The organism is Chryseobacterium sp. SIMBA_028 (genome assembly GCF_046535285.1).
Classification (GTDB): Bacteria; Bacteroidota; Bacteroidia; order Flavobacteriales; family Weeksellaceae; genus Chryseobacterium.
Map to the genome: position 1 here is coordinate 1 of NZ_JAWRWZ010000126.1, position 321 is coordinate 321.

Consider the following 321-nt stretch of genomic DNA (forward strand, 5'->3'; position numbering starts at 1 on the left):
GATGAATTATTCCTCAGTCCTCTGACGGTAGATACTCATAGGAAAAATCTTATTCAGAAATTTCAGGCAAAAAACTCTACAGAGCTTATTCATCTGGCAGTTCAGTACCATATGATTGAAATATAAACACAAAAAGACCGCTTTAAAAGCGGTCTTTTTTTATGTAGTGAATGTAACTTATAATTCTAAGAAGCTATAATCAATTGAAGCTACCATTGGACCAGCTCCTTTCTTCTTGTCAGTCTTTGCAATTTCTCCGTCTATATAAAGGTTAATTACCAATTCTGAATCTGCACTTGGAAGTACTGCATTGGCATCCAG

Annotated in this window: 1 protein-coding gene; it reads left to right on the forward strand. The window is 35.2% G+C overall.

Features of this window, described 5'->3' with window-relative positions:
* On the forward strand, positions 1-126 hold a 126-nt coding region (locus SCA31_RS22835), incomplete at its 5' end, for a LuxR C-terminal-related transcriptional regulator (RefSeq protein WP_410699328.1).
* Positions 127-321: the final 195 nt, after the last annotated feature.